Source organism: Streptomyces sp. SN-593 (assembly GCF_016756395.1).
Taxonomy (GTDB): Bacteria; Actinomycetota; Actinomycetes; order Streptomycetales; family Streptomycetaceae; genus Actinacidiphila; species Actinacidiphila reveromycinica.
In genome coordinates this window covers 824,714-844,150 of the sequence record NZ_AP018365.1, presented here as the reverse complement: position 1 = coordinate 844,150, position 19,437 = coordinate 824,714, and the positions used below count along the sequence as shown (strand labels likewise).

Genomic DNA, 19,437 nt, shown 5'->3' with positions numbered 1-19,437 from the left:
CATGCCCGCACGCAACCGGCACCGCAGGCCCAGGATCCTGGGCGGCCGCCGCCTCACCCGTCTGACCGTGGCCGCCGGCGCAGGCAGCGCCGCGCTCGTGCTGCCGCTGGTCGCCGCGACCCACGCCGGCGCGGCCACCCCGGAGAAGAGCACCACCTCCGCCACGGCCACGTACAAGGTCGTCAAGGGCGACACCCTCGTCAAGATCGCCACGGCGCAGCACGTCACCGGCGGCTGGAAGCGGCTGTACCAGGACAACAAGGCCGCCATCGGGTCCGACCCGGGCCTGATCCGCCCCGGCACCGTGCTGACCCTGCACGTCGCGCAGGCCGTGCCGCAGGCGAAGTCCACCGCGAGCACCGCCGCCTCCGCCACGGCCGCGAAGTCGGCCACGGCCGGCACCGGCTGGATGAAGCCGGTCGGCGACGCCGCCATCGGCACCGGCTACAAGGCGTCCGGCTCCCTGTGGTCCAGCGGTTCGCACACCGGCGTCGACTTCCTCGTCGGCTCCGGCACCCCGGTGCACGTGGTCGCCGCCGGCACCGTCGTGTCGGCCGGCTGGGACGGCGCGTACGGCAACGACGTGATCGTCCACCACGCCGACGGCAGGTACACCCTGTACGGCCACCTGTCGAAGACGCTGGTCTCGGCCGGCCAGACCGTCACCGAGGGCCAGGAGATCGGCGTCTCGGGCGCGACCGGCAACGTCACCGGTCCGCACCTGCACTTCGAGGTGCGCACCACGCCGAGCTACGGCTCGGACATCGACCCGGTCGCCTACATGCGCGGCCACGGCGTCGTCATCTGACGGTGCCGCGGCACCGCCCCCTGCGCGCTGCGCCCGTCCGGTCCTCGGTGTCCGGGCGGGCGCACCGGCGTCCGGGGGCGTCGCGGGGCCGCCGATGACTGTACGGACGAGGTGGACGGGACGGGTCAACCGAGCAGCGCGGCCAGTTCACCGCGTGAGGCGACACCGAGCTTCGGATACGCCTTGTACAGGTGGTAGCCGACGGTGCGCGGGCTCAGGAACAGCCGTGCGGCGATGTCCTTGTTCGACAGGCCCTGCGCGGCCAGCCGGACGATCTGCGACTCCTGCGGGGTGAGTCCCGCCCGGTCCGCAGGCGACCGCGACTCCTGACGACCCGTCACCGGAACTCCGCACGCGTCGAGTTCGCGGCGGGACCGGTCCGCCCACGGACGGGCGCCGAGCCGTTCGAACACCTCCAGCGCGGACCGCAGCCGCCCGGCGGCCTCGTTCCTGCGCCGGGCCCGCCGCAGCCACTCGCCGTACAGCAGCCCGGTGCGGGCCGCCTCCAAGGGGCGCCGGTGCGGGTCGTGGCCGGCCAGGGCCGCCGTGAAGTGCTCCTCGGCCTCCTCGTCGGGGGCCAGCAGCGCCCGACAGCGGGACGCCATGGCCGCCGCCCAGCCCTGCCCCGTGCCCCGCGCCCACCGCTCGAACCGGTCGAACGGCTCGGCCGCGCGCCCGGGTTCGCCCACCCGCACCGCGGCCTCCACCAGGTCCGGCACGCTGCGGGTGGCCGAGATCTGGTGGCTGAGCAGCGGATCGGCCAGCAACTCCAGCCGCTCCAGCGCCGATCGGGCGCGGCCGGCACCGAGGTCGAGCAGGCCCTGCGACCAGTACGCCCAACTCGCGCCCGGCGCGGTCGGGGCGCCCGGTGCGGCCGCCAGCGCCTCCGCGGCACGGGCACGGCACTCCGCGTCCTCGCCCCGCAACGCCGCCACATGGGCCAGCACACCGTTCAACTGGCTGACCCACTGCGCCTGTCGCGTGCCGGGGTGGATGCGCAGCCACTCGGCGGCGGTGGCGTGCGCGTCGGTGAGCCGCGACTGGAACAGCTCGACCTCGGCCTGGAAGAACAGCACCGTGGCGAGCCGGCCCAGACCACCGGCGTCCCGGCACTCGGCCGCCAACTCCACGGCCAGCGCGTGGGATTCGGCGTCCTGCCCGCGCAGCATGCCGGCCGCGCACAGCATCGCCAGCTCGCGCGGGTCGGCGCCGCCGGCGCGGGCTGCCGAGGCGGCCGAGGAGACCGACTCCGGGGCGGGCGGGCCTGCTTCCGGGTGTCCGGCTCCCGGGTGTCCGGCGTCCGGGGGGACAGGGTCGGGGCACACGGGGTCAGGGCGCTGCGCGGCGGCCGGTCCGGACGGATCCGGGCCGAGGGCGTCCGCCAGGGCTCCGGCGAGAAAGTCCGCGACCGCGCGGATCGCCGTGCCCGCGGGCAACTCCAGGGCCGCCAGCCGCCCGACGGTCGCCCGCACCTTCACGGCGCCCAGGTACCAGCCGGTGTGCACCGCCTGCACCAGCATCCGCCCGGCCCGTTCGGGGTCGGCCGCGGCCGCGGCCTCGGCGCCCTCCAGCAGCATCCGGTGCGCGCCGGGGAACGCGCCCTGCCAGAAGTCGGCGAGCGCCCGTACGTCGAGCGCCCGGGCCCGCACCACCGCCTGCTCCGCGGAGCCCGGGGGCAGGGCGTCGGAGGCCGCGCGGGCGGCCCGCTCCGCGAACTCCCGGGCCCGGGGCAGCTCGCCCGCCTCCGAGGCGGACTCGGCGGCCAGCAGCAGCCTGCCGGCGCGGGCGGCGGAGCCGGGACTCAACCGGGCGGCGCGCTCGTAGGCGACCGACGCCGCGGAGTGGCCGCTGCGCTCGCGGGCCCGGACCGCGGTGGCCTCCAGGGCGGCGGCCACCTCCTCGTCGGGGCCGGTCGCGGCCATCGCGAGGTGCCAGGCCCGGTGGTCCGGGTCGTGCACCGGGTCCGCCGCGTCGGCCAGCGCCCGGTGCGCCGCCAGCCGCTCCGGCAGCGGCGCGCGCTGGTGGATCGCGGCCCGCATCAGCGGGTGGCGGAAGCGGAGCCGGTCCTCCTCGTCCACCAGCACGATCCCGGCGTCCTGCGCGGGCGGCAGGTCCTCCACGCCCACCCCGAGCGCGGTGGCCGCGGCGAGCAGGGTCTCCGGGACGCCGGTGTGGTCGGCGGCGGCGATCAGCAGCAGGGTCCGGGTGCCGGGCGGGAGGTGGCCGACCCGGCCGTGGAAGGCGGCTTCCAGCCTGCTGGTCAGCGGCAGCGCGCCCGGTCCGAAGCCGTCAGGTCCGGCACCGTCGGCCACGGCCCCGCCGTCGGCGCCGGCCGCACCCGACGCGCTCGACGTGCCGACCGCACTGGTGGTGCCGGAGGCGGGCGAGGTGGCCGCCGTGCCGGACGCGCTCGTCACTTCGGGGGCGGGGAGGAGGCCGGTGGTCGGGGCGGCGGGGACGCCACCCGCGTCGTCGGCGGTCCGTGGGGGAGCGCCGGTGCGTGCCGGACCCGGCGGTTTGCTCGCGTCCGGCGCGCCGGTGGCGGGCGCGGGGTCGGTACCGCGGGCCGCGTCGGCGGCATCGGGTGCGCCGAGTGCGGCGGCCGCGCCTGCCGTGGACATGGTGCGCGGGCGGGCGGTGGCGGGACCCGCCGTACCGGCCGTGGGTGCCGCCGCGCCGGACCCGGTCGGACCGGCGGCCTCCGCCACGTCGGCGGTCCGTACGGGCGCGGCGGTGCCCGTCGCGCCCGCCGGTCCTCGGGCGCCCGCCGCGGTCGTGGCGTTGAGGGGGCCGTCGGCGCCGGCCGTACCCGCGACGGGTGCCGTGCCGCCGTTGCCCGCCCCGCCGGTGGCGGCAGCCGCCCTCGTCGTACGCGTCGCCCCCGGCGCGCCGGCGGGAGGCGGTGCGGGCGCGGCGCCCGGCGCGTTCCCGGCGACGGCCGTCGCCGGGGCCAGGGCGAGGGGCAGTTCCAGCAGCGCCAGCGGGTTGCCCTGGGCCTCGGCGAGCACCCGGCGGCGCACGGCGGGGGCCAGCCCGGCACCCCGCTCCGCCAGCAGCAGACCCGCCGCCGCCGCGTCGAGCCCGGCCAGCCGCAGGACCGGCAGACCCGGCGCGCGGAACGATCCCTCGCCGTCGCGCGCCGCGAGGAGCATCACCACGCCCTCCGCGTCCAGCCGCCGGGCCGCGAACACCAGCGCGTCCGCCGACGCGCGGTCCAGCCACTGCGCGTCGTCCACGACGCACAGCAGCGGTCCGCCGCCCGCGTGCCCCGCCAGCAGCGACAGCACCGCGAGGCCCACGAACATCGGCTCGCCCGACGTCCCGGCGGCCAGCCCGAACGCCGCGCGCAGCGCCCGCTGTTGGGGCTCCGGCACCGACCCGATCGACCCCATCGCCCGGCGCAGCAGCAACTCCAGTCCGGCGTAGGGAAGTTCGGCTTCGAACTCGATGCCGGAGCCGCGGACCACCCTGAAGCCGTCCGTGTCCGCCCGGGCCACGGCGTGGGCCAGCAGCGCGGTCTTGCCGATCCCGGCGTCCCCGCGTACCACCAGCACCCCGCTGCGTCCGGACCGCGCGCCCTCCAGCAGCGCGCCGACCGTGTCCGCCTCGGCTTCCCGTCCCAGCAGCATGCGCCGCACGTTAGCCGATGCCGTCCGCCGCACCGGGCCCCGCCGCCGCGTGCGGTGCCGCCGGTGGTGCCGTCAGCGGGGTCGTCAGCGGTGTGGGCAGCACGGCGCGGATCACCCGCTCGACCGGCGGGCACCCACCGTCCGGCCGCTCCAGCCGCAGCGGTCGGTGAGGTCTCCGTCGGTCGTCCGCCGGTCCTGCCGGGCCGGACCGCCCGGCGGCACCGGGTTCTCCGCCCCTGCGGAGAGGCGGCGGGGCCTTTGAGGAGACGGGCCTTTGAGGAGACGGGGTCTGCGGGACGGCGGGGTCTGCGGGACAGCGGGGCCTGCGAGGCCGGTTTACGAGGCGCCGGGGACGGTGGCGCGGGCGCCGCGCAGGAACTCCGCGTTGGTCCGCGTCTCGCGCAGCCGGCTCAGCAGGACCTCGGTGGCGGAGTGCGGGTCACGGGAGACCAGCGCCCGGCGCAGGTGGTAGCGGACCGCCAACTCGTCGGCAGGGACGAGCAGTTCCTCGCGGCGGGTGCCGGAGGCGGCGATGTCGATGGACGGGAAGACCCGCCGCTCGGCCAGGAACCGGTCGAGGTGCAGCTCCATGTTGCCGGTGCCCTTGAGTTCCTCGTAGTAGAAGTCGTCGGCGCGCGAGCCGGTGTCGACCAGGGCGGTCGCCAGGATCGTCAGCGAGCCGCCCTCCTCGGCCAGCCGGGCCGCGCCGAACAGCCGCTTGGGGCCGAGCAGCGCGGCGGCGTCCACCCCGCCGGAGAGCGTACGGCCGCTGCCGGCGCCGCTGTTGTTGTGGGCGCGGCACAGCCGGGTCAGGGAGTCGAGCAGGATCACCACGTCGCGGCCCTGCTCGACCATCCGCTTCGCCCGCTCGACGGCGAGTTCGGCCACCTGGATGTGCTGGCGGGCGGGCTGGTCGAAGGTCGAGGCGATCACCTCGCCGCGCACGCTCGCCCGCATCTCGGTGACCTCCTCGGGGCGCTCGTCCACGAGCAGCACCATGAGGTGCGCCTCGGGGTGGTTGGTGGCGATCGCGGCCGCGACGCCCTGGAGCAGCACGGTCTTGCCGGCCTTGGGCGGGGCGACGATCAGGCCGCGCTGGCCCTTGCCGACCGGTGCCATCAGGTCGATGACGCGGCCGGCGGCCGCCGACGAGCCCTTCAGCGCCGGACTCTCCAGTCGCAGCGGCTCCCTGGGGTGCAGGGGGGTGAGGTCGGCGAAGCGGGGGCGAGCCGCCGCGGGCGGTAGCCCGTTGACGGAGTGGACGTCGGTGAGGGTGCCGGGCCTGCCGGCGGTGCCCTCCACGAGGTCGCCCCTGCGCAGCCCGGCCCGGCGGACCAGCGCCTGGGGTACCACCGGGTCGTCGGGGGAGGGGAGCAGGCCGGGGCCGCGCAGCCGCGCCTGCCCGCCGCGCTCGGTGTCGAGCACGCCGGTCACCCGCTGCGGCAACTCCTGCCGGGTCCGCGGGCGTTCGAGAATGTCGGTCATGGAAGTCGTCCTTTCGCGGACGGAAGGTCCAGGTCGGCGGCGACGGACGCCGCCGGGTCGGACGGGTGGGGATCGCGGCGCGAGCGGGGAGACACACGCTCGCCGGAGCCGCGAGGAGACGAAGGCGGGGCGAAGGATCGGCCGACGCCGTGCCGTTCGGGAGAACACACCACACTCGGACGAGAGCCGAGGGGAAGAGGACGAGGTGCCGTGAAAAGCGAAACCTACAAGTCCCTACGGTGAGCTTAACACACTGCGGACCGGTGCCATCCCCCCCGCGCCGATCCGCCGCGGCCGGCGCCCCGAGCCGGCGCCCCGGGCCGTACCCCGGCCGCGTCGCCGGGCCGGGCTACTCCACCTCGATGCCGTGCTCCTGCACCAGCTCGACCAGGCCGCCGGAACCCTGGTAGCCCTTGCCGCCGGGCACGAAGGCCCAGTCGTCGCCGGAGCGCCGGCGGAAGGAGCCGAGTACCAGGGCCGTCTCGCCGGGCCGGCCGTCGGAGACGTCCAGCCGGTCCGCCTCACTGCCCTCGGGGTCGGTGAGGCGTATGCGGGCGTCGGTGAAGCCGGCCAGGTCGGCGTCCGGGTTCACCTCGGGGTCTATGGCCGCGACCAGCACCACCCGGTCGGCACCGGCCGGCAGCCGGTCGAAGCTGACCCAGATCGCCGCCTTGTCGCCGCCGAGCCCCGGCATCATCCGCACGCTGCCGTCGGGGGTGCGCGGGTTGTTGTAGAAGACGAAGTGGTCGTCACCGAGCACCCGGCCGCCCGCGCACACCAGCGCGCACACGTCCAGCGCCACGTCCCCGGCCCACCACATGCCCAGCACGCTGGCGTCCGGCTCGTCGTCGACTCCCGTGTTCGACCCGCCGGTCGGCGTGCCCGCGGCCCCGGCGGACGGCGGACCGCCGCCCAACCGGCCGCCCAGGCCGTGCTGGTGGAGCAGCTCCACCAGGTCCGTGCCCGACACCAGCGTCAGCGGCTTGCCGTTGGCGAAGGCGTGCGAGGTCGGGCCGAAGCCCGAAGTGGTGATCAGCACGCCCTTGTTCGCGCCCATGGACTGCACGGTGCCGTACAGGTCGCGTACGGCGCTGGGGGTCACGGTGTTGCGGTACCGCTTGACCTGCACCACGATCTTGCCGCCGCGGATCGGGTCCGGGTCGAGCGCGTCCACGTCGACCCCGCCGTCGCCGGACCGCACCGTGGTGACCGCGCTCATGCCCATCGCCCGGAACAGCTCCGCGACCAGCTCCTCGAACTCCAGCGGGTCCATCGTCAGCAGGTCCGGCTCCTCGCCGCCGCCGTGGCTGACCACCCGGCGTCCGGCCTCGCCCGGACGGCGCACCGGGACGACCTCCGCCCTGCGGTCCGGACGCGCCGACAACTGCCCGCCCAACCCGTCCACCAGGCAGTCCACCGCGTTCACCTGCGCGAGGTTCACCGCGGCGAAGTCCGCCCGGGCGACCCTGGCGGTGGCCAGGAACACCGGGCTGCGGTGCCCGGTCGCGGGATCGGTGTCGTCGACGAAGCCGTTGAGCACCACCGAGCCGAGCAGGTCGAACCGGTCCGCGCCGAACACCTCCCGCAGCACCAGCAGCAGGCACTGCGCCAGCAGGTCCCGGTAGACCGCCCGCCGTTCGGTGACCGGGCGCGCGACCTCCTTGTCGCGGTCGACGCTCGGCATGTACCGCACGAGCGCGGCCTCCGGCACCACGGCGAGGGCCGGCAGCTCCCAGTCCAGCACCAACTGCCGCTCGGGTGCCTCGAAGGTCGCCGACACCTGCCGAGGCAGCCCCTCGGGCCATGCCCGCGACGAGTACAGCGCGCCCGTCAGGTACTCCTCGACGGCGTCCGGCTCGCCGTCGCGCAGCCGGTCCAGCGCGTCGCGCACCCCGGCGTTGTGGCGGCGGACCTCGGCCAGGCGCTGCTCGGCCCAGCGGCGGTAGCGCTCCTGGTAGTCGGCGAGTTGGCGCTGCCGCTGCGCCTCGGCGGCCCGCGCCACCGCGAGGTCGCGCTCGTAGCGCTCGCGCACCTGCCGGTCCTGGCGGCCGAGGCTCCAGGTCGAGCGGTGCGCGGGGGCGTAATGCTCCAGCCGCGGCATCGCCACCGGAACCGCGAGGGGTCCCGGCGCAAAGGGCTCCAACTCCTCCGGCAGCACCAGTGCTTCGGGCGAGAAGAGCGGCGCGGCGCAGCCCGCCCGCAGCAGCCCCGCCAACTCCTCGACGCGGTGCTCCAGTTCCTCGGTGCGCCGGCGCGCGTCGTCCTCGCGGCGGCGCCGGTACGCCGCCTGCTGTTCCTTCTGCGAGCGGGCCAGCGCGCGCTCCGCGGCCCGCTGCCGCCGCTCGGCGTCGCGCCGCTGCTGCTCCTGTGCCCGGTGCTGAGCCTCCGTCTGCCGCTGCTGCTGGCGCTGGATCTCGGCCCATGTGGACACCGATCCGGTCGAACGACGGCTCATGCGGCTACAGCTCCCCCTCCGGCGACGCGCGTCAGCGCACGGGCGATCGCCGACTCGCGCCCACCGCCCGGCCCGACCGCCCCGTCACCGAGAGTACCCCTCTGCCAGGGGCTTCACCGGTTCTTCGCGGCGCCGCGCCGCCGCAGCACCACCACCGACGCGGCCGCGAGCAGCACCAGCGCGCCGCCGACCGCCCATGCCGTCGGCGAGGCCACCGCGGAGCGTGAGGACACCGGGGCGGCGTGCGCCTCCTGGGGCGCCCGGTCCCCCTTGCGGGCCGCCCCGGACGTCCCGCTCCGGTCGGCGTCCGCGGAGGTTCCCGTGCCGGCCGCCGGCACGGGCGCCGCCGCGTTGAGCGTGCCCACCGACGTGGTGCGGTCCGCGGCGGCGAAGCCCCAGTCGAGCAGCTTCGCCGCCTCCGTGTAGACCGCGTTGGTCTCCCCGGACTGCGGGTTCATCACCGAGACGATGATGGTGCGCCCGCTCTTGCGGGCGGCGGCGACCAGCGTGTTGCCGGCGTTGGTGGTGTAGCCGTTCTTCACGCCGACCAGACCCGGGTACGCGGTGACGCCCTTCTCGCCGGTCAGCAGCCGGTTGGTGTTCTCGATGCCGAACGAGGACACGTACGAGCCCTGCGCGTCGTAGCCGCCGGGGAACTGGGAGTCCTTCGTGGCGGCGTACCGCGCGAAGTCCGGGTTGGCGAGACCGGCCCGGGCGAACACCGCGAGGTCGTACGCGGAGGAGAGCTGCCCCGGCTCGTCGTAGCCGTCGGGGGTGACGACGTGGGTGTCCATGGCGCCCAGCATCCGGGCCTTGGCCTGCATCTCGGAGACGGTCTTCGCGACCGAGCCGTTCATGTTCGCCAGCACGTGGACGGCGTCGTTGCCGGAGGCGAGGAAGACACCCCGCCACAGGTCGGAGACGGTGTAGGTCTGGCCGGGCTGGACCCCGACCAGGCTGCTGCCGTCGCCGAGGCCGGCCAGGTCGGAGTCCTCGACCTTGTGCCTGAGGCCGGCGGGGAAGCGGGGAAGCACCGTGTCGGCGAAGAGCGTCTTGAGCGTGGAGGCGGGCGGCAGCCTGCGGTGCGCGTCCTTCGCGGCCAGCACCTGGCCGGTCCGCGCGTCGGACACCGTCCAGGACAGCGCGGACAGGCCGGAGGGCAGGTCCGGCGCGCCGGAGTGGGGCATGACGTGGACGCCGGGCTCGGACAGCAGCGTGCTGTCCGCGGTCATACGGGTGGAGGCGTCGGCGGCCGAGGTGTCCTGGCCGCCGCCGGGCGCGGACGCGGACGCGGGTGCCGGCGCGGCGGCGGCCGCAGGTCCGGCGGACAGCGCGGCCAGGCAGCAGGCGGCGGCCAGCGCGGCCGCCGGCAGCCCGGTGGGCAGGACGGGGCGGTGGCGACCGGAGGGGCGAGCGGGACGGAAGGCGTTCATGCGATCACCGTAGGAATGATGAACGGCTCCGGCGCGGTGGTGCCGTCCATCCCGGTGAGGCCACCGCGCCTGCGAGTGAGGACCGGCCGCCAACCGGACGTACCGTCACATCGCACGCCAGCGGGCGGCGCTGACCGCCCGTCGGGTTCACCGGTCCGGCCGATTCCGCCGGCGCCGCCTGCCCCGGCGCGTACGGGGGCGCGGCCCCTCGGCACGGGCCCGGCGCCGAGCGCGGCCGGGGGAGGGACTCAGGACAGCAGACCGGCCAGCAGGCGGTAGGAGTCCAGGAGTTCGGCGCGGTCGTAGGTGCTGGTGGTCACCAGGAACTCGTCGGCCGCGCTGCGCGACAGCAGGGACTCCAGCGAGGCCGCGACGGCGTCCGGGGTGCCGTGGACGTGTCCGGTCATGGCCGTCTCGAAGCGGTCCCGCTCGGCGGCGGACATGGGGGTCGCGGCGATCGAGTCGTACGACGTGAGGGCGGGGAAGACACCGTGGGTGCGGGAGTAGGCCGTCGCCCACGCCTCGGGTGCCAGGAGCCGGCGGGCGGCCTCGGCGGTGGCGGCGACGGCCACGGTGCCGGAGAGCACCACGTAGGGGGCGGCGGCCCACGGCGAGGGGCGGAAGGCGGCGCGGTAGCGGTCCACCGCCCGCAGCATCGCGTCCTCGCCGCGGATGCCGCCGATCACCAGGGGCAGGCCGTGCGCGGCGGCCAGGTCGGCGCCGCTGCCGGTGGCGAGCAGGAAGGGCGCCGGGCGCAGGCCCTCGGCCGGCCAGGCGTGCACTTGCGGGTACGCCCGCTGCGAGCCGTCGAACCAGCCGAGCAGCTCGCCGATCTGCCCGTCGAAGCCCTCCGCGGCCTCCTTGCCGTGCCCGAGCGCCTTGCGCACGCCGCCGGTGAAACCGACCGAGCGGCCCAGGCCCATGTCGATCCGCCCGGGGAAGAGCGACTCCAGCACCCCGAACTGCTCGGCCACCACCAGGGGCCGGTGGTTGGGCAGCATCACCCCGCCGGTGCCGACCCTGATCCGCGAGGTCGCCGAGGCCACGGCGGCCGCCAGCACCGTCGGCGCGGACCCGGCGACCCCGGGCACGCCGTGGTGCTCCGAGACCCAGAACCGGTGGTATCCCAGCGCCTCCGCCCGCCGCGCGAACTCCACCGTCGCGCGCAGGGCCCGCGGCGGGTCCTCGCCCGCACGGGTACGGGACCGGTCCAGGACGGAGAACGGCGTGTCGCGCAGTACGGAGGTCACTTCACCTGCAACGCCCCGGATGCGCCCCCTAGTCCCACCTGATGGTGGTGCGGGTGCTCTTGTGGCGGAGCCGGGGCGGGCCTATCTTTGGGCCGCCTCTTCGGCCCGTCCGGGACAGCCGGGCGCTGTAGGGAAAGGACGCGCGTCATGGCCTTACGCGGACGCCACCGCCGCTATCGTCCGAGCCGGGTCTCCCAGGCGTCGCTGACCGTCACCGCGGGCGGAGCCGGGCTCGCCCTGCCGCTGATCGGGATGAGCAGCGCGCACGCCGCCACCTCCGGGGTGTGGGACAAGGTCGCCAAGTGCGAGTCCTCGGGCAACTGGAAGATCAACACCGGCAACGGGTACTACGGCGGGCTCCAGTTCAGCGCCAGTACCTGGCGGGCGTACGGCGGCGCCGCGTACGCCCCGCGCGCCGACCTCGCCTCCAAGAGCGAGCAGATCGCGGTCGCGGAGAAGGTGCTCGCCAGCCAGGGGCCGCGCGCCTGGCCGGTCTGCTCGCTGCGGGCGGGGCTCACCCGCGAGGCGGCGACGGCCTCGCACACCGTGCAGGTGTCCACCGGTACGAAGAAGGCCGCGCCGAAGAAGGCCGCGCCGAAGAAGACCGAGGCGGCGAAGACCGAGGCGGCGAAGACCGAGGCGGCGAAGACCGAGGCGGCGAAGACCGCGCCGAAGAAGACCGAGGCGGCGCCGGCGAAGAAGTCCGCGGCGCCGGCCCACCCGGCCGCGGCCCAGGCGTCCGGCACGAAGGCGGCCGCCGGGGAGCGCTACACCGTCGCGCGCGGGGACACGCTGTCCGGCATCGCCGCGGACCACCAGGTCAAGGGCGGTTGGCCGGCGCTGTACGCGGGCAACCGCACCGTGGTCGGCGGCGACCCCGACCTGATCATCCCCGGCCAGCGGCTCACCCTCGACGCGCCCGCCAAGGCCGCGCCGAAGAAGACCGAGGCGGCGCCGACCGGGAAAACCGCCGCGAAGCCCGCCGCGAAGCCCGCGCCCAAGAAGGCGCACACCACCTCCGCGACCAAGAAGTCCTCCGGGTGGACCGTTCCCGTGCACGCCTCCATCGGCACCGGCTACCACGTGGGCGGCAGCAGTTGGGCCAGCGGCTACCACACCGGTGTGGACTTCCTCGTCGGCACCGGCACCGCGGTGCACTCGGTCGCCGCCGGCACCGTGGTCACCGCGGGCTGGGGCGGGTCGTACGGCTACCAGGTCGTCATCAAGCACGCCGACGGCGAGTACAGCCAGTACGGCCACCTGTCGCAGATCTCGGTGAAGGCCGGCCAGCACGTCTCGGAGGGCCAGCGGATCGCGCGGTCCGGCGCGACCGGCAACGCGACGGGGCCGCACCTGCACTTCGAGATGCGCACCGGGCCGGACTACGGCGACGACATCGACCCGCTGGCGTTCCTGCGCGCGCACGGGGTCAAGGTCTGACCGGACCGCCCCCCGCGTCCCCGTCCGGGCCGCCCGCCCCGTCCCCGTCCCCGTTCCTGCCCCCGTCCCCGTCCGGGCCGCGGTCCGGGAACCCGCCGGGGACGTCGTGCGCGCGGGCGAACCGGGTCAGCGGCGGCAGCGCCAGCAGCAGGCAGCAGCCCGCGGAGAGCCAGCCGCCGAGCACGTCCGTGGGCCAGTGCACCCCCAGGTAGACCCGGGAGCAGCCGACCGCGACGGCCGCCGCCGCGCACAGGACCGCCGCGGTCCGCCCGAGGCCGCCCGGGCGGGCCCGCAGCGCGCCCCAGGCCAGCAGCCCGGCGGCCATCGCGCTCGACGCGGCGTGCCCGGAGGGGAAGGAGTGCCCCGACGCGGCCGTCGCCCAGTCCGCCGCGGGGGGCCGGGCCCGGTGGAAGGCCAGCATCAGCCCGGTGCGCACCGCCTGTTCGGCGAGCAGCGCCGCCACGGCGAGCAGGGCCGTCGGCGCCCCGGCGCGGGCAGCGGCCACCCGCCCCCGGCTGCCGCCCAGCCATCCGCCGAGGGCCGCGGCCACGTAGGGGTACGGGCCCGTGCCCGCGTGGGTCACCACGCGGGCGGCGGTCAGCACCGCGGCCGGGCGGTGCCCCACGGCCCAGCCGATCGGGCGGGCGTCCGGCGGGTACGGGGCGCCGTGGCGGGTGAGCACCACCGCGGCCAGTGCCGCGAACGCCGCCGCCAGTGCCACGGCCCAGCCCACGACGCGCCGGGTGTACGGCGACCGGCGCGGCGGGGCGGGCGGGATGCCGTCCCCCGTGGCGTGCGGCGGCGGGTCGTGCGGCGTGCGGGACATCGGGCGGGCGCCTTCGACGGACGTCATCAGCCCGGTCAGGGTACGCCCGGGCCCGGGCCCGCCCGCGCCGCCACACGCGGCGCGGCGGGGGAGCCGGGCCCGGCGGCGGCCCTGCCTCAGCGGCGCTCCGGCACGTTGTCGTGGACGCGCTTGGGGTCGGTGGTCGCCACCGGGGCGAGGGCCTCCTCGATCCCCGCCATCAGCCCGGCCTCCAGCTTCACGCCCGCCGCCTTGGCGTTCTCGGTGACCTGCTCGGGCCGGGAGGCACCGATGATCGCCGCGGACACGTTCGGGTTCTGGAGCACCCAGGCCACGGCGAGCTGCGCCGTGGACAGGCCCGCCTCGGCGGCCAGCGGCTCCAGGAGCTGCACCCGCTCCAGCACCTCGTCCCGCATCCAGCGGCTGATCATGCCGGAGCCGCCCTTGTCGTCGGTGGCCCGCGAGCCGGCCGGCGGCTGCTGCCCGGGCCGGTACTTGCCGGTGAGCACGCCCTGCGCGATCGGCGAGAACACGACCTGGCCGAGGCCCAGTTCCTCGCAGGTGGGCACGACCTCGCCCTCGATGACCCGCCACAGCGCCGAGTACTGCGGCTGGTTGGACACCAGCGGGATGCGCAACTCGCGGGCCAGGGCGTGGCCGCGCCGGATCTGGTCGGAGGTCCACTCCGAGACGCCGATGTAGTGCGCCTTGCCCGAGTGCACGACGTCGGCGAACGCCTCCATCGTCTCCTCCAGCGGGGTGGAGACGTCGAAGCGGTGCGCCTGGTAGACGTCCACGTGGTCGGTCTGGAGCCGGCGCAGCGAGTTCTCGATGGACTCCGCGATGTGCTTGCGCGACAGGCCGCGGTCGTTGAGGCCGGGGCCGGTGGGCCAGAAGACCTTGGTGAGGATCTCCAGGCCCTCGCGGCGCTCGCCCTTCAGGGCGCGTCCGAGCACCGACTCGGCGCGGGTCTGCGCGTAGACGTCGGCGGTGTCGAAGGTGGTGATACCCGCGTCGAGGGCGGCCCGCACGCATGCGGTGGCGGCGTCCTCCTCCACCTGGGAGCCGTGGGTGAGCCAGTTGCCGTAGGCGATCTCGCTGATGAACAGGCCGCTGCGGCCGAGGTGTCGGTATTCCATGCACACGACTCTATGTGCTGGTCCCGGGCGGCCGGCGGGGCGCCCCGCCGGTGGTGGGCGGGTGGGAGCGCGGGGCGGGCACCGTGCGGACCGCCTCGTCCGGATCGGTGCCCGCAGGGGCCCCGCCCCGCTCGACGGCCTGTGCCACGCGGCGGCGCGGTCCACCCGTCCACCCGTGCGAGGGGCTCGGGCACGCGTGCGAGGGGCGCGGGCCTACGCGTGGCGGGGGGAGACCAGGAGGAAGGGGGCGCCGCCGCGGGCGCGGTGCTCGGTCGCCTGCCAGCCGAGGGGACCGAGGAGCGAGGCGACCCGGGCGAGCGCGGCGGACCCGGCGGCCGCGCCGGACCAGGTCACCTCGACCAGGCCCGGATGCGCGGAGGACCGCACGCGGTAGCCCGCGGCGCCGTCCTCCCCCGCACGGTGCGGCGGTACCCCCGCGGCCTCCAGCGCCAGCGCCACCGCGTGCACCGGGCGCTCCCGCTCCCAGGCCGCCGGCGCCTGCGCGGCGCCGTCACCGAGCACCGCGCGGATCTGGCGCAGCCCCTCCCAGGCGGCGGCCACCTCGGCGACGCGCCCGGCACCCGGAAGCACCGCTCCCGACCCGTCGTCCGCGACGAACCGGCCCCGGTCCGCCTCCACTTCACCGGCCCCGGCCGCCGCTTCGGGCCCTTCCCCGGCCGTCTGCCCGCCGGCGCGCATGGCCAGCTCCGCCCGCACCCGGCGGCCCTCCGGCGTCAGGTAGTGCAGCCCGGCCCGGCCGTGCGGCACCGCCAGCCCGGCCGCCACCAGTGCCGCGCACACCGCGGCCCCGGCGGCCACCCGCCCCGTCGACGGATCGGACGCCGCCACCGCCTTGCGCTGCGCCGCAGTCAAGCCCTTGCCCACGCCCCGACCGTATCCCGCCCCGCCGACACTCCGGTCCGGCGCCGGCCCAGGCGCTCGGCCCCGCGGAGGATCCCGGTGGGCCGACGGCCGGTCACCGTGCCGGTCACCGTGCCGGTCACCGTGCCGGTCACCGTGCCGGACACCGCCCTTAGGATCGGGGGATGGATCTTCGGTGGCCGCGGGGGCGGAAGTGGATCGCTGCGGCGGGGGCGTTCGCCGCCGTGGCGGTGGGCGGCGTCGTGACCGGCACGGCGGCGGCGAGCGGCACCGGCGGCGGGTCGGTGCACCGTACGGACGCGATGCTGACCGGGGCCGGGGGAGTGCGGCTGGACACGTCGTACTTCACCGACGGCGGCACCCGGCGCCGGCCCGCGGTGCTGCTCGCGCACGGCTTCGGCGGCACCAAGGACGACGTGCGCGGCCAGGCCGAGGCGCTGGCCGCGCACGGCTACGCGGTGCTGACCTGGTCCGCGCGCGGGTTCGGCGCGTCCGGCGGCCGGATCGGGCTCAACGCGAAGGACGGTGAGGCGGCCGACGTCAGCCGGCTCGTCGACTGGCTCGCGGCCCGCCCCGACGTCCAGCTCGACGCGCCCGGCGACCCCCGGGTCGGCATCTCCGGCGTCTCCTACGGCGGCGCGATCTCGCTGATCGCCGCCGGCAACGATCCGCGGATCGACGCGATCGCGCCCCGCGAGACGTACTGGAACCTCGCGGACGCGCTGCTGCCGGACGGCGTGTACAAGAAGCTGTGGAGCGGCATCCTCTTCTCCGGCGCCAGACCGGCGGACGGCGACACCACCGGCGACGGGACGCCGACCGGTACGGGCGGCGGGCCCACGACGGCCCCCGCCGGCGCGCCGGCGCCCTCCGGGACGGCCGGCCGCGCGCCGACCGCCACGCCCTCCACCCCCACGGCTGATCCCTCCGCCTCCGCCTCCGCCGGGGCGCGGACGTCCGATCCCGTCTGCGGCCGGTTCGAACCGTCGATCTGCGACCTGTACGAGCGGGTGGCCACCAGCGGGGTCTCCACCGCGGCCGACCGGGCGCAGCTCGCCGCGCTGAGCCCGTCCGCGGTCGGCAGCCGGATCAAGGTGCCCACGCTGGTCGTGCAGGGCCAGACCGACTCGCTGTTCACCCTCGCCCAGTCCGACGCGATGGCGCGCACGATCAAGGCGAACGGCGCCCCGGTGTCCGTCGACTGGATCGAGGGCGGACACGACGGGGGCGACACCGAGGACGCCCGGGTGGACGCCCGTGTCACCGCATGGTTCGACCGCTACCTGAAGGGCGACACGGGCGCCGGCACCGGCCCCGCCTTCCGCGTCACCCGCGTCACCGGCATCAACTCCGCCGACGGCAGCCAGGTCCTGCGCGGCGCGAGCCTCGGGAGCTACCCGGGCCTGGACGGCACGTCCACCCGGCGCGTCGCGCTCACCGGCCGGGCGCAGCAGGTCACCAACCCGGCCGGCGGCTCGCCGCCGGCGATCTCCTCCGTTCCCGGGTCGGGCGCGCTGTCCGGACTGGCCCAGCTCGGGCGGAGCGTGACCGTGGACTACGCCGCCCAGTCGGCGCGCTTCGAGTCCGCACCGCTGCGTCGCGCCACCGTCCTCACCGGCGCTCCGAGCGTCACCGTCAAGGTCGCCACCACCGCCCCCGAGGCGGTGCTGTTCGCGAAGCTGTACGACGTGCGCGCGGACGGCCAGGAGACGCTGCCGTCCGGCCTGGCCACCCCGGTCCGGGTGACCGGCTCGCCGGCGGGCCGTACCGTGCGCGTCCGACTGCCGGCGGTGGACCACACGTTCAAGGCCGGGCACCGGCTCGCCGTGGTGCTGACGACCACCGACCTGGGCTACGCGACGCCCGCGGCCCCCGCGGCCTACACCGTGTCGCTGGCCGGTTCCGCGGCCGTCACGGTGCCGGTCGACCAGGGGCTGGGCGTCGGCGCGGCCTCGCTGCCGTGGTGGACGTGGGCGCTGCCGCCGGCCGCGGTCGTGGTCGCGGCGGCGCTGCTGCTCCTGGGCCGCCGCCGGGTCCGCCCCCGCCCGGCCGACCCCGCGCTGGCCGCGGTCCCGCTGCGGATCAGCGGGCTGAGCAAGCGCTACGCGAAGTCCGCCGACCGGTACGCCGTGCGGGACCTGACCTTCGAGGTCGAGCCCGGCCAGGTGCTGGGACTGCTCGGGCCGAACGGGGCCGGGAAGACCACCACGCTGCGGATGCTGATGGGGCTGATCCGCCCGGACGAAGGCGAGATCAGGGTGTTCGGGGAGGCGGTACGGCCGGGAGCGCCGGTACTCTCGCGGGTCGGCGCGTTCGTCGAGGGAGCCGGCTTCCTGCCGCACCTGACGGGACGTCAGAACCTCGACCTGTACTGGCAGGCGACCGGCCGTCCGCCCGAAGACGCCCACCTCGCCGAGGCGTTGGAGATCGCCGGACTCGGCGACGCGCTCCGGCGCGCGGTGCGGACCTACTCCCAGGGCATGCGGCAGCGGCTGGCGATCGCGCAGGCCATGCTCGGCCTGCCGGACCTGCTGATCCTGGACGAGCCCACCAACGGCCTGGACCCGCCGCAGATCCGGGAGATGCGCGAGGTGATGATCCGCTACGCCGCCACCGGCCGGACCGTCATCGTCTCCAGCCACCTGCTGGCCGAGGTGGAGCAGACCTGCACGCACCTGGTCGTCATGGACCGCGGGCGGCTGGTCACCTCCGGGCCGGTGGCGCGGATCATCGGCTCGACCGACACCGTACTGGTGGGCGTCGAGGGCGAGTTGACGCCGGAGCAGGTGGACGCGGCGGCCGGGTTGCCCGTGGTGGCCAGCGCGGTGCGGGCCGAGGAGGGGCTGCTCGTCGTCATGGCGGAGGGGGCGAGCGCGGTCGAGCTGGTGGCCGAACTGGTGCGGCTCGGCGTGCCGGTGGCGCAGGTCGGCCCGCACCGCCGCCTGGAGGACGCCTTCCTGACCCTGATCGGAGGCTCGGCATGAGCACCGTGCCCGCAGCGCCCGTGCCCGACCTGCCCGGGCCCGCCGGGGGCCCGGCCGGCTCCGGCGGGATCGCCGCGCCCGGCTACCGGCCCGGCCGCACGCTGCGGCTGCGGGTGGAGGCCCGGCGCCAGTTGCGGCGGCGCCGCACGCTCGTGGTCGGAGGACTGCTCGTGCTGCTGCCGTTCGTGCTGATGGCCGCGTTCGCGATCGGCGGCACCCCGGGCGACGGGAGCGGCACGCCCACCCTCATCGACACGGCCACGTCGTCCGGTGCGAACTTCGCGGCGACCAGCCTGTTCGTGTCGGCGGGCTTCGTGCTGGTGGTGCCGGTCGCGCTGTTCTGCGGGGACACCGTCGCCTCCGAGGCGGGCTGGTCGAGTCTGCGCTACCTGCTGGCCGCGCCGGTGCCGCGGGCCCGGCTGCTCGCGGTGAAGCTCACCGTCGCGCTCGGGTTCAGCGCGGTGGCGCTGGTGCTGCTGCCCCTGGTGGCGTTCGTGGCCGGCACGGCGGCGTACGGCTGGGGCGACCTCGAACTGCCCACCGGCGACTCGGTGCCGGCCGGCACCGCGCTGACCCGGCTGGCGATCTCCGTCGCCTACGTCTTCGTCAGCCAGTTGGTCACCGCGGCCCTGGCCTTCTGGCTGTCCACGGTCACCGACGCACCGCTGGGCGCGGTGGGCGGCGCGGTCGGGCTGACCATCGTCGGCAACGTGCTGGACGCGGTGACGGCGCTGCACCGGTGGCGGGACGCGCTGCCCGCGCACTGGCAGTTCGCCTGGCTCGACACGATGCAACCGGTCACCGAGTGGACCGGCATGATCGAGGGCACCTCGATCTCGGTGTCGTACGCGGTGGTGTTCGCCGCGCTGGCGTTCCGCGGGTTCCGGACGAAGGACATCGTGTCCTGACCGCGAGGGGTCCGCGCCCTGGTGACGAGGGCCCGGACCGCGAGGTCCGTCCCCTCCTCCCGAGGGGGCGGACCCCTCCGCCAACGGGCTCCGCGACAGCGGTTCTGACGCCGCGTCGGCCCGATGTGGCATGGTCATGGCGGCGTAAAATTATCGGCCGTTCGGGTAAAACGACGTACGGCAAACGGCGAACTCCCTTGTCCTGGGCATGATCTATCC

General features: G+C 76.3%; 12 protein-coding genes. 4 read left to right on the top strand and 8 right to left on the bottom strand.

Annotated elements, in window-relative coordinates:
• Position 1: 1 nt before the first annotated feature.
• Positions 2 to 808, top strand: a complete 807-nt coding sequence (locus RVR_RS03505) for a M23 family metallopeptidase (RefSeq protein WP_202232438.1) — start codon at positions 2 to 4, stop codon at positions 806 to 808.
• Positions 809 to 933: 125 nt separating this feature from the next.
• On the opposite strand, the gene RVR_RS03500 is transcribed toward RVR_RS03505, so the two are convergent.
• The 5 genes from RVR_RS03500 to RVR_RS03480 all read right to left on the bottom strand — a co-directional run bounded on the left by RVR_RS03500 (position 934) and on the right by RVR_RS03480 (position 11,060).
• Positions 934 to 4,437 carry a helix-turn-helix transcriptional regulator gene (locus tag RVR_RS03500; protein WP_202232437.1) on the bottom strand — a complete coding sequence of 1,168 codons (3,504 nt, stop codon included), beginning with the start codon at positions 4,435 to 4,437 and terminating at the stop codon, positions 934 to 936.
• Positions 4,438 to 4,773: 336 nt separating this feature from the next.
• Positions 4,774 to 5,922, bottom strand: a complete 1,149-nt coding sequence (rho, locus tag RVR_RS03495) for a transcription termination factor Rho (RefSeq protein ID WP_202232436.1) — start codon at positions 5,920 to 5,922, stop codon at positions 4,774 to 4,776.
• Positions 5,923 to 6,271: 349 nt separating this feature from the next.
• Entirely contained in the window at positions 6,272 to 8,377 is a 2,106-nt protein-coding gene (locus tag RVR_RS03490; protein WP_202232435.1) for a restriction endonuclease, read from the bottom strand.
• A 113-nt stretch (positions 8,378 to 8,490) separates the two neighbouring features.
• On the bottom strand, positions 8,491 to 9,810 hold the full coding sequence (locus RVR_RS03485) for a D-alanyl-D-alanine carboxypeptidase family protein (protein WP_202232434.1): 1,320 nt from the start codon (positions 9,808 to 9,810) through the stop codon (positions 8,491 to 8,493).
• A gap of 248 nt (positions 9,811 to 10,058) precedes the next feature.
• Positions 10,059 to 11,060, bottom strand: coding sequence for an LLM class flavin-dependent oxidoreductase (locus tag RVR_RS03480; RefSeq protein WP_202232433.1), 1,002 nt, complete (start codon positions 11,058 to 11,060; stop codon positions 10,059 to 10,061).
• 147 nt (positions 11,061 to 11,207) lie between these two features.
• Between RVR_RS03480 and RVR_RS03475 the strand changes: the two genes are divergently transcribed.
• Entirely contained in the window at positions 11,208 to 12,500 is a 1,293-nt protein-coding gene (locus tag RVR_RS03475; RefSeq protein WP_202232432.1) for a transglycosylase family protein, read from the top strand.
• On the opposite strand, the gene RVR_RS03470 is transcribed toward RVR_RS03475, so the two are convergent.
• The 3 genes from RVR_RS03470 to RVR_RS03460 form a co-directional block, all read right to left on the bottom strand.
• Positions 12,490 to 13,353, bottom strand: coding sequence for a phosphatase PAP2 family protein (locus tag RVR_RS03470; protein WP_202232431.1), 864 nt, complete (start codon positions 13,351 to 13,353; stop codon positions 12,490 to 12,492). The two genes, RVR_RS03475 and RVR_RS03470, sit on opposite strands and share 11 nt — an antisense overlap.
• An 89-nt stretch (positions 13,354 to 13,442) precedes the next feature.
• Entirely contained in the window at positions 13,443 to 14,444 is a 1,002-nt protein-coding gene (locus RVR_RS03465) for an aldo/keto reductase family protein (RefSeq protein ID WP_202232430.1), read from the bottom strand.
• Between the two features lie 213 nt (positions 14,445 to 14,657).
• Positions 14,658 to 15,329, bottom strand: coding sequence for a hypothetical protein (locus tag RVR_RS03460; RefSeq protein WP_202232429.1), 672 nt, complete (start codon positions 15,327 to 15,329; stop codon positions 14,658 to 14,660).
• A 161-nt stretch (positions 15,330 to 15,490) separates the two neighbouring features.
• Between RVR_RS03460 and RVR_RS03455 the strand changes: the two genes are divergently transcribed.
• Positions 15,491 to 18,310 (top strand): alpha/beta fold hydrolase, encoded by a 2,820-nt coding sequence (locus tag RVR_RS03455; protein ID WP_202232428.1) that lies wholly within the window; start codon positions 15,491 to 15,493, stop codon positions 18,308 to 18,310.
• Complete coding sequence (locus RVR_RS03450) at positions 18,307 to 19,218, top strand: ABC transporter permease (RefSeq protein WP_202232427.1); 912 nt, start codon at positions 18,307 to 18,309, stop codon at positions 19,216 to 19,218. The genes RVR_RS03455 and RVR_RS03450 overlap by 4 nt, the downstream gene beginning before the upstream one ends.
• Positions 19,219 to 19,437 lie beyond the last annotated feature (219 nt).

Bases quoted from the DNA above. Each gene is read 5' to 3' on its own strand.
- RVR_RS03490 (WP_202232435.1), bottom strand. From the start codon at position 8,377: ATGAGCCGTCGTTCGACCGGATCGGTGTCCACATGGGCCGAGATCCAG.
- RVR_RS03450 (WP_202232427.1), top strand. From the start codon at position 18,307: ATGAGCACCGTGCCCGCAGCGCCCGTGCCCGACCTGCCCGGGCCCGCC.
- RVR_RS03455 (WP_202232428.1), top strand. From the start codon at position 15,491: ATGGATCTTCGGTGGCCGCGGGGGCGGAAGTGGATCGCTGCGGCGGGG.
- RVR_RS03485 (WP_202232434.1), bottom strand. From the start codon at position 9,810: ATGAACGCCTTCCGTCCCGCTCGCCCCTCCGGTCGCCACCGCCCCGTC.
- RVR_RS03505 (WP_202232438.1), top strand. From the start codon at position 2: ATGCCCGCACGCAACCGGCACCGCAGGCCCAGGATCCTGGGCGGCCGC.
- rho (WP_202232436.1), bottom strand. From the start codon at position 5,922: ATGACCGACATTCTCGAACGCCCGCGGACCCGGCAGGAGTTGCCGCAG.
- RVR_RS03475 (WP_202232432.1), top strand. From the start codon at position 11,208: ATGGCCTTACGCGGACGCCACCGCCGCTATCGTCCGAGCCGGGTCTCC.
- RVR_RS03470 (WP_202232431.1), bottom strand. From the start codon at position 13,353: ATGACGTCCGTCGAAGGCGCCCGCCCGATGTCCCGCACGCCGCACGAC.
- RVR_RS03465 (WP_202232430.1), bottom strand. From the start codon at position 14,444: ATGGAATACCGACACCTCGGCCGCAGCGGCCTGTTCATCAGCGAGATC.
- RVR_RS03500 (WP_202232437.1), bottom strand. From the start codon at position 4,437: ATGCTGCTGGGACGGGAAGCCGAGGCGGACACGGTCGGCGCGCTGCTG.